The sequence below is a fragment of the Streptomyces sp. P5F9 genome (assembly GCF_057961495.1).
Genome location: NZ_JBXVPZ010000418.1, coordinates 1 through 8,618, shown reverse-complemented (window position 1 = coordinate 8,618; position 8,618 = coordinate 1). Strand labels below are relative to the sequence as shown.

Below are 8,618 nucleotides of genomic sequence, written 5' to 3'. Positions count from 1 at the left end.
CCACCACATCCGCCCGATGGAACCCGGCCTGCGGCCCAACCCCCACCACCCGCATCCCCGCGGAGCGCCCCGCAGCGATACCAGCCCCGGAATCCTCGAAGACAATGCAATCCGCGGGCGCGATGCCCAGCTCGGCGGCACCCTTCAGAAAGCCCTCCGGATCAGGCTTGCTCGCACCGACGGACTCCGCGGTGATCCGAACCTCCGGCAACTCCAGCCCCGCCGCCCCCATCCGCGCCGTGGACAACGCGACATCCGCCGACGTGACGAGCGCGTGCGGAAGCCCCCGCAAGGACGCCAGAAACTCCCGCGCACCCGGAATCGGCACGACGCCCTCGACGTCGGCGGTCTCCTCGGCCAGCATCCGGGCGTTCTCGGCGTAGTTCTGCTCCATGGGCCGGCCGGGCAGCAGCAGCGCCATCGACGCGTACCCCTGCCGCCCGTGCACGACCTTCATGACCTCGTCCGCGTCCAGCCCGTGCCGGTCGGACCAGCGCCGCCAGATCCGCTCGACGACGGCGTGCGAGTCGACGAGGGTGCCGTCCATGTCCAGCAGGAGGGCGCGGGCGGTGAGCACGGTGGTGGCCGTCATCGGCAGGCTCCAAGGAACGGGAGAGAAATACGCGGGTCAACCCCCGGAGGGACAAGGTGGCCCCGTCCGCCGGTCAGGGAAAACGGACGGGAACCACTTTGTTTCCCTACGGTACAAAACAAGACCGGCATCGCGCTACCACCCCCCCGGAACAGTTCACCCACCGTTCAGCTCACCGCGCCCGCGCCAAAGGCACCCTCGCGAGCCCCCCGCGCAGGGTCACGCACTCACGGCCTCCCAAAGACTCCACGCCCCCAACGCCAGCATCAGTACCGCCGCGATCTGCGTGATCAACTTCAGCGGCACCCGCTTCATCAGCGCCTTCCCGCCCACGATGCCCAGCCCGGCCACCGCCCACAGCGCCAGCACCGCACCGAGCCCGACGGAGAACGGATCGTCGTAACGGGCCGCGAGGTTGGCCGTCATGATCTGGGTCAGGTCACCGAACTCGGCGACCAGGATGAGCATGAAACCGGCACCGGACACCTTCCAGAAGGACTGGTCCTTCGGCGCACGGACCTCCTCCTCGTCGTCACCCTTCCTGAAGAGGAGCACCGCGGCCCCGCCCAGGAAGAGCACACCGGTCACCGCGGCCACCAACTGCCGCGGCAGCAGCGTCAGTACGCTGCCCGCCGCCACCGCGAGCACGACATGCAGAAGGAACGCCGCGGCCACTCCGGCGAAGACGTACGAGGCGCGGTAACGGGTGCCGAGGACGAGTCCGGCGAGCGCGGTCTTGTCGGGGAGTTCGGCGAGAAAGACGACGCCGAAGACGAGCGCCGTCACACTGATGCTGATCAAGATTCCTCAATCGGTCGGGACTGCCCCGCCGAGAGTGTGATTGCTGTCCGCGGACACCTCGGCACGGCAGCACACACGAAAAACGAGTAGTGCACTGCTTTACCGAAGGTCTCGCTGGCCGGCCCGTCCCCACCTGCGAGACGAACCTGCCTCCGGGCGCCGGCTCAGACGAGCTGAGCAGTATGTCGACGGTCCGGCGAAGAGCTACTCCCCTTCTGCGCCGTCCACTGTACGCGAGGACCGGCTTGGCCCACCCGTGAGGAAAGTCTCGTCGCGCCCCTTGTTGTGTCATGAGCACGTCACTAGCTTCTTACCGGACGCACACCTTCCCGCAACACGGCACCGCGAGCATTTCCCCGCTCGCACTCCAACACCCCCACACCACAAGGGAGTTCGTATGCCGAAGTTCTACGCGCGTCGACGGCTGAGCATACTCGCGGCTCTTACCGGATTCATAGCCTTCGCCGGACTCTTCAACGGCCCGACCGCCTCCGCCGCCCTCCCCACCCCGGTCAGCGCCGCCACCGCCCGCACCTACCTCGCCTCCCTCACCGTGGCCACCGAGGTCCGGACGGGCTACGACCGTGACCTGTTCCCCACCTGGATCACGATCAGCGGCACCTGCAACACCCGTGAGTACGTCCTCAAGCGGGACGGTACGAACGTCGTCACCAACTCCGCCTGCACCGCGACCAGCGGCAGCTGGTACTCGGTCTACGACGGCGCCACCTGGACCGCCGCCTCCGACCTGGACATCGACCACCTCGTCCCGCTCGCCGAGGCCTGGGACTCCGGCGCCCGCAACTGGACCACCGCCGCGCGTCAGGGCTTCGCCAACGACGTCACCCGGCCGCAGCTGATCGCCGTCACGGACAACGTCAACCAGTCCAAGAGCGACCAGGACCCGGCCGAGTGGATGCCCCCGCTCACCTCGTACGCCTGCACCTACGTGCGTGCCTGGGTCCAGGTGAAGTACTACTACGACCTCTCGGTCGACACCGCCGAGAAGGCCAAGCTCACCTCGGTCCTCAACGGCTGCTGATCCTGGGCGGCTGCCGATCTCCAGCGGCCGCTGATCCTTTTCGGCAGCCCGGGAACCTGGTCACCGACCTCCGTCGTCCGTACCGTACGGGGCGACGGAGGAGGGCGAGCCGAAGGGGCGCGCCGGTGTCGAGAGTGCGAGCGCGCGGAGGCGCGAAGCGCTGAGCACGGTCGTGCTCTCGACACCGGCTTGAGCGCCCCGGAGGCGAGCCCGACCAAACGAGGGGCCGGTGATCAACCGTGGCCGGACTGCGCCTTGGACCACTGCTTCGCTACGCCGACGGCTCGTCCGCGACCATCTGGGTCGAGGCGAGCCGTCCGTGCACCGCCGAGGTGCGCTGCGCGGACGGCGCCCGGGGCACCGCCCGGACCTTCCAAGTGGCGGGCCACCACTACGCGTTGGTGCCGGTGGAGGGTCTCACGCCGGGGACGTCGACGCCGTACGACGTGTTCCTGGACGGCGCGCACGTGTGGCCGCTGCCCGACTCGCCCTTCCCGCCGTCCGTCATCCACACCCCGGACGCCGACGGCACGGTCCGCGTCGCGTTCGGCTCCTGTCGCTGGGCCGCACCGGCCGCCGACACCCACGACCCGGTGGGCCCGGACGCCCTGGACACCCTGGCCTCGCGCATCGCCCGCGACCCGAAGGGCGAACGCCCGGACGTACTCCTCCTGTTGGGCGACCAGGTCTACGCCGACGAGGTCTCCGACGCGACCCGCCGCTGGCTCTCCGCCCGCCGCGACCTGAGCGAACCGCCGGGCAGCGAGGTCGCGGACTACGAGGAGTACACGCGCCTCTACTACGAGTCCTGGCTCGACCCGGAGATCCGCTGGCTGCTGTCCACCGTGCCGTCGTGCATGATCTTCGACGACCACGACGTCATCGACGACTGGAACACCAGCGCCGCGTGGCTGGCGGACATGCGGGCGACCCCGTGGTGGCGCGAGCGGCTGCTCAGCGGCCTGATGTCGTACTGGGTCCACCAGCACCTCGGGAACCTCTCCCCCGCCGAACTCGCCGCCGATCCGCTCTACTTGGCGGTCCGGGACACCCCCGACGGCACCGACGGACTCCGCGCCTTCGCCTGCCGCGCCGACGCCGACCCGGCCACCGTCCGCTGGAGCTACCGGCGCGACTTCGGCCGCGTCCGCCTGCTGATGGTCGACAGCAGGGCGGCCCGCGTCCTCGACGAGCAGAACCGCGCGATGCTCGACCCCGGCGAGGCCGACTGGCTGCGCACCGAGGCACTGAAGGACCCCGGTTCCTACGACCACCTCCTCATCGGCACCTCCCTCCCCTGGCTGCTGCCCCACCTCGTCCACGACGCCGAGTCCTGGGACGCGGCCCTGTGCCGGGGCGAACGGGGCTCCCGCTGGGCCGAGTTCGGCGAGAAACTGCGCCGCGCGGCCGACCTGGAGCACTGGGCGGCGTTCCCGGAGTCCTTCGAGAACCTGGCGGACCTGATCGCCGAGGTGGGGACGGGAGACGAGGCGCCGGCGTCGGTGCTCGTACTGTCCGGCGACGTACACCACGCGTACGTCGCGGAGCCCAAGTGGCGGTCAGGCAGCCCGAGTTCCCGCGTCCTCCAGCTGACCTGTTCCCCCGTCCACAACTCCATCCCCCCTTACATACGCGTCGGATTCCGCTTCGGCTGGAGCGCGGCCGCGCGCGGCCTGGGCCGCCGCCTCGCCCGGCACGGCCGTTGCGCGCACCCGTCGGTCAAGTGGCGCAAGACCGGCGGCCCTTGGTTCGGCAACCAGCTCATGACTCTTACCCTGCAAGGCCGTTCGGCCCGGCTGCGGCTGGAGCAGGCGCGGGCGGACGGGACGCTGAAGACCGTGGAGGAGTCCCCGCTGACACCCTCGTGACCTCGGTCGGGGCATGATGAGGCGGGCCGTCCGCTTTCCCAGTGGGCGGTCTGCTCCATTGCGCCCCCACACGCCCGGGAGTCACCCCTTTGTCTGCAGCGAACGCGTCCGACGGCGAACCGGCCCCGGCCTCCGTCTCGGTCGCCGTGGTCGGCGCCGGTCCGCGCGGCACCAGCGTCCTGGAACGCCTCTGCGCCTCCGCGCCGGACCTCCTCCCGCCCGGCACCCGGCTCACCGTCCACGTCGTCGACCCGGCGCCCCCGGGCCCCGGCCGCGTGTGGCGCTCCACGCAGTCCCCCGAGCTGCTGATGAACACCGTGGCCTCCCAGGTGACCCTCTTCACCGACGCCAGCGTCGACTGCTCGGGCCCGATCCGCCCCGGCCCGAGCCTGCACGAATGGGCACCCGCCGAACTGGGCCCGGACGACTACCCCACCCGCGCCCACTACGGCCGCTATCTGGAGTGGGTGTTCGCCCGCACCGTCCGCGAGGCCCCCGAGTCCGTCCGGGTCGCGACACACAGGGCACGCGCGGTACGCCTCGACGACACGACGGACGGCCACCAGGCCCTCACCCTCGACAACGGCCGTACCCTGCCCGCCCTTTCGGCCGTGGTCCTGGCCCAGGGCCACCTCCCCACGACCCCGGACACCACCCTCCGCCTCCTCTCCTCCTATGCCGACCGCCACGGCCTGTGCCACATCCCGCCCGCCAACCCGGCCGACGTGGACCTGTCCGTCGTACGGCCGGGCGAACCAGTCCTGTTGCGCGGCCTGGGCCTCAACTTCTTCGACCACACGGCCCTGTTGACGACGGGCAGAGGCGGCCGTTTCGTCCGCGCGGAGGACGGCGGTCTGCGCTACGTCCCCTCCGGCAACGAGCCCCGCCTGTACGCCGGTTCACGCCGAGGCATCCCGTACCAGGCCCGCGGCGACAACGCGAAGGGCCCCTACGGCCGCCACACCCCCCTCGTCCTCACCCCCGAGGCGATATCCGCCTTCCGCAAACGCGCCGACTCCGCCGAGCCGCCCGAATTCCTCACGGAGATATGGCCGTTGGTGGCGAAGGAGGTCGAGACGGTCTACTACACCGCGCTGCTACGGCCCTCCCGCCGCCCGGAGTTGACGGACTTCACCGAGCGCTTCCTCGCCGTCCCGCACCGCGACCCCCAAGAGGCCCTGCTGCTCGACGAGTTCGGGATCGCGGCCGCCGACCGCTGGTGCTGGGACCGGCTGTCCCGCCCGTATACGGAAGCCGATCTCGCGCATCCCACCGCCTGGCGGGACTGGCTGTTGTCGTATCTGCGCGAGGACGCCGAGCACGCGGCGCTCGGCAATGTGGACGGCCCGCTCAAGGCGGCGCTGGACGTGCTGCGCGATCTGCGCAACGAACTCCGGCTGGTCGTCGACCACGGCGGTCTGGCCGGCGCCTCCCGCCGTGACCACCTGGACCGCTGGTACACGCCGCTCAACGCGTTCCTGTCCATCGGGCCGCCCCGGCGCCGTATAGAGGAGCTGGCCGCGTTGGTGGAGGCGGGCGTGGTGGAGGTGCTCGGGCCGCGACTGGAGGTGCGGGAGGCGGACGGCGCCTGGGTGGCGCGCTCCCCGGAGGTACCGGGCTCGGCGGTGCGTGTGACAACCCTCATAGAGGCGCGGCTCCCCGAACCGGATCTGCGCCGTACCGCCGACGAACTGCTCGGCCGGCTGCTGAGGACGGGCCGGTGCCGGCCGCACACGGTGGATGGTTACGAAACGGGAGGACTCGACGTAACACCACGTCCGTACCGTCTGATCGACCGTCAAGGAGGCGTCCACGCAAGGCGGTTCGCGTTCGGGGTGCCCACGGAGGGCGTGCACTGGGTGACCGCGGCGGGCGCTCGTCCAGGGGTGGATTCGGTCACGCTTTCGGATGCCGACGCGGTGGCGAGAGCGGTTCTACGTGCGGCGACGACCGAACCGGAACCGCAAACGGAAGCTGAACAGTGGCCAAATGTTGAACTTGCAAGCATTGATTAGGTTCACCTAACGTTGATCGCTCACTCGGCTCGTCCCCAGACCGGTCCGCGACCCGGACCGGCCCGACCGAAGGAGCACCCCCCACGTGACCCCTCACATCAACGGACGCCTCGACAAGGCCCAGCCGTACGCCGTCGGCCTGTTCCGGATCGTCGTCGGCCTGCTCTTCGCCTGCCACGGAGCGGCCTCGCTCTTCGGCATCCTTGGCGGCGCAGCCGGCACCGGCGGCACCCTTGCGGCGGGCACCTGGCCCGGCTGGTACGCGGCCGTGATCCAGCTCGTCGGCGGCGGGTTCGTCCTGCTCGGCCTCGGCACCCGCGTGGCCGCGCTGATCACCTCGGGCTCGATGGCGTACGCGTACTTCGACGTCCACCAGCAGGCGGCCCTGTGGCCGATCCAGAACGGCGGCGAGGCCTCGGCGATGTTCTGCTGGGCGTTCCTGCTGCTGGTGTTCACGGGTTCCGGCGCGCTGGGCGTGGACCGGCTGTTCGCGAGGCGGTCCGCGACGGCGGCCGGTGAGCGGACGTCGGCGGACCAGACACCGGTAGCCGCCTGACCTGCTGAACGACTGACCGGTGCCCCTGAGAGGGGGCACCGGTCGGTCGCGTCAGGGAGCCCAGCCGAACGGCACCGTGAAGCAGGCGGCGCGGGTGTGACTGCCGGGCATGTCGTGGATGACCACGGAGGACGCCTCGCCCTGCCGGAAGTCCCAGTCGTGCCGGGCGCTCGCCTCGGCGGCGCCGTGCTCGTCGGCCGTGAAGTCGAGCCAGACCTCGTTGTCGGCGTTGGTGGCGGCCGGGTCCGTGGACGGCTTGTGCTGGAAGTGCCCGCCCGCGGCGGCCGGGTCGGCGCCGCACGGCTTCTGGTGCACGTGAACGCCGTACGCGTGCCCAGGCACCACCCCGTCGACCTTGAGCCGCACGGTCGTAGCACCACCGACCGCAGTGTGCTGGCTGACCTGAATCCAGGCAGCAGCCGGAACCAGCTTGCTGTCGTACGTCACTGCCGCCGACGGTACGAGGGCGCCGACCGGCGCGAACCGCGCGTCCGTCCGCATCCAGTACCCGTCAGGAGCACCACTGCCTCCTCCTCCGCCGCCGCTCGCCAGAAGGGCCGCGACGACGGCGCCCGCACATATGCCTGCCACCATGATGTGTACCGTTCCTCACGTTCAGGTTCGTTTAGCCCCCTTTACGTTGCTACGGGACGAAGACCCGCCCCGCTCCCTGGGACGGGGCAGCCGGGTGAACACGCTGTGCGGATCACACGCGCCCCCCGTGAATCTCCTGTCCCCATCCAGGCGTACGCTGTATGGCTGTCACTGGCCGTCTTCACCGCGGCCCACGGGGGAGTTCACGGGGAGACGCGTTGTTCGAGAGTGTGGGGTCGCTGACCGGCAGCCCATGGATCTACGCCATGGTCGCCATCTCCGTACTCCTTGATGTGTTCCTGCCGGTTCTGCCGAGCGGTGTCCTGGTCATCGCGGCCGCCACGGCGGCGGCAGCGGGCACCGGCGCCGCGGCGGACGCCGTTCCCGTCCCGCACGAGGTCCCCAGCATCCTGGCGCTGATCGCGTGCGCCGCGACCGCGTCCGTCCTGGGCGACCTCGTCGCGTACCGGCTGGCCTGGCGCGGCGGCGCCCGCCTGGACCGCGCGATCTCCCGCTCCCGCCGCCTCACCACCGCGCAGGAACGTCTCGGCGTGGCCCTGGCCCGCGGCGGCGGAGCCCTGGTCATCCTGGCCCGCTTCGCCCCCGCCGGCCGCTCGGTCGTCTCCCTCGGCGCAGGCGCAGCCCACCGCCGAGCCCGAGACTTCCTCCCCTGGTCAGCCCTGGCGGGCCTGTCCTGGGCGGCGTACAGCGTGGCCCTGGGCTACTACGGCGCACAGTGGCTGGGCGCGACCTGGCTGGCGACGGGGGTCTCGCTGGTGGCCTTGTTCGGAGCGGGTGCGGGGGCGGCCTTCGTGATGCGGAGACAGCCCGGGGCGACGGCAGAGGTCAGCGCCCCTTAGGGGACGGGTTCGCTACGGCTCGGGGGCGCGGGTCCGTTTTGGATCAGGGGCGCGGGTCCGTCTTTTCAGGGGCGCGGGGCTGTATCGATGTGCGGCTACCGCCGCGCGGGCGCGACCAGCCCCCACCGGCCCGCGGATTCGCTACGGACCGGAGGCGCGAGGCCGTTTCTCAGGGACACGGCTCAGCTTCGGGTCAGGGGCGCGCGTCCATCCTTCAGGGGCGCGGGGCTGTATCGATGTGCGGCTACCGCCGCGCGGGCGCGACCAGCCCCCACCGGCCCGCGGATTCG

The 8,618-nt window shown here is 71.0% G+C and carries 8 protein-coding genes; 5 read left to right on the top strand and 3 right to left on the bottom strand.

Annotated elements, in window-relative coordinates; translation table 11 throughout:
• Positions 1-592, bottom strand: a 592-nt coding sequence (locus AC31A1_RS40845; RefSeq protein WP_489658145.1) for an HAD family hydrolase, incomplete at its 3' end; no start/stop codon positions are given.
• A 219-nt stretch (positions 593-811) separates the two neighbouring features.
• On the bottom strand, positions 812-1,393 hold the full coding sequence (locus AC31A1_RS40840; RefSeq protein WP_489658144.1) for a TMEM165/GDT1 family protein: 582 nt from the start codon (positions 1,391-1,393) through the stop codon (positions 812-814).
• Positions 1,394-1,790: 397 nt separating this feature from the next.
• Here AC31A1_RS40840 and AC31A1_RS40835 point away from each other — a divergent pair, with 397 nt between their 5' ends.
• The 4 genes from AC31A1_RS40835 (at position 1,791) to AC31A1_RS40820 (ending at position 6,874) form a co-directional block, all read left to right on the top strand.
• Positions 1,791-2,435, top strand: a complete 645-nt coding sequence (locus tag AC31A1_RS40835; protein ID WP_489658143.1) for an HNH endonuclease family protein — start codon at positions 1,791-1,793, stop codon at positions 2,433-2,435.
• A 239-nt stretch (positions 2,436-2,674) separates the two neighbouring features.
• A complete protein-coding gene (locus AC31A1_RS40830; protein ID WP_489658142.1) occupies positions 2,675-4,303 on the top strand; it encodes an alkaline phosphatase D family protein in 1,629 nt (542 codons plus the stop codon).
• An 89-nt stretch (positions 4,304-4,392) separates the two neighbouring features.
• Entirely contained in the window at positions 4,393-6,318 is a 1,926-nt protein-coding gene (locus tag AC31A1_RS40825) for an FAD/NAD(P)-binding protein (protein WP_489658141.1), read from the top strand.
• 97 nt (positions 6,319-6,415) lie between these two features.
• Entirely contained in the window at positions 6,416-6,874 is a 459-nt protein-coding gene (locus AC31A1_RS40820; RefSeq protein WP_489658146.1) for a DoxX family protein, read from the top strand.
• 51 nt (positions 6,875-6,925) lie between these two features.
• Here the strand turns inward: AC31A1_RS40820 and AC31A1_RS40815 are convergent, their stop codons facing one another.
• Positions 6,926-7,468, bottom strand: a complete 543-nt coding sequence (locus AC31A1_RS40815; RefSeq protein WP_489658140.1) for a superoxide dismutase family protein — start codon at positions 7,466-7,468, stop codon at positions 6,926-6,928.
• Between the two features lie 218 nt (positions 7,469-7,686).
• Here AC31A1_RS40815 and AC31A1_RS40810 point away from each other — a divergent pair, with 218 nt between their 5' ends.
• Positions 7,687-8,328, top strand: a complete 642-nt coding sequence (locus tag AC31A1_RS40810) for a DedA family protein (RefSeq protein ID WP_489658139.1) — start codon at positions 7,687-7,689, stop codon at positions 8,326-8,328.
• Positions 8,329-8,618: the final 290 nt, after the last annotated feature.

What these genes read in the sequence shown, in the direction of transcription:
- AC31A1_RS40835 (WP_489658143.1), top strand. Translation starts at nt 1,791, where the DNA reads ATGCCGAAGTTCTACGCGCGTCGACGGCTGAGCATACTCGCGGCTCTT.
- AC31A1_RS40815 (WP_489658140.1), bottom strand. Translation starts at nt 7,468, where the DNA reads ATGGTGGCAGGCATATGTGCGGGCGCCGTCGTCGCGGCCCTTCTGGCG.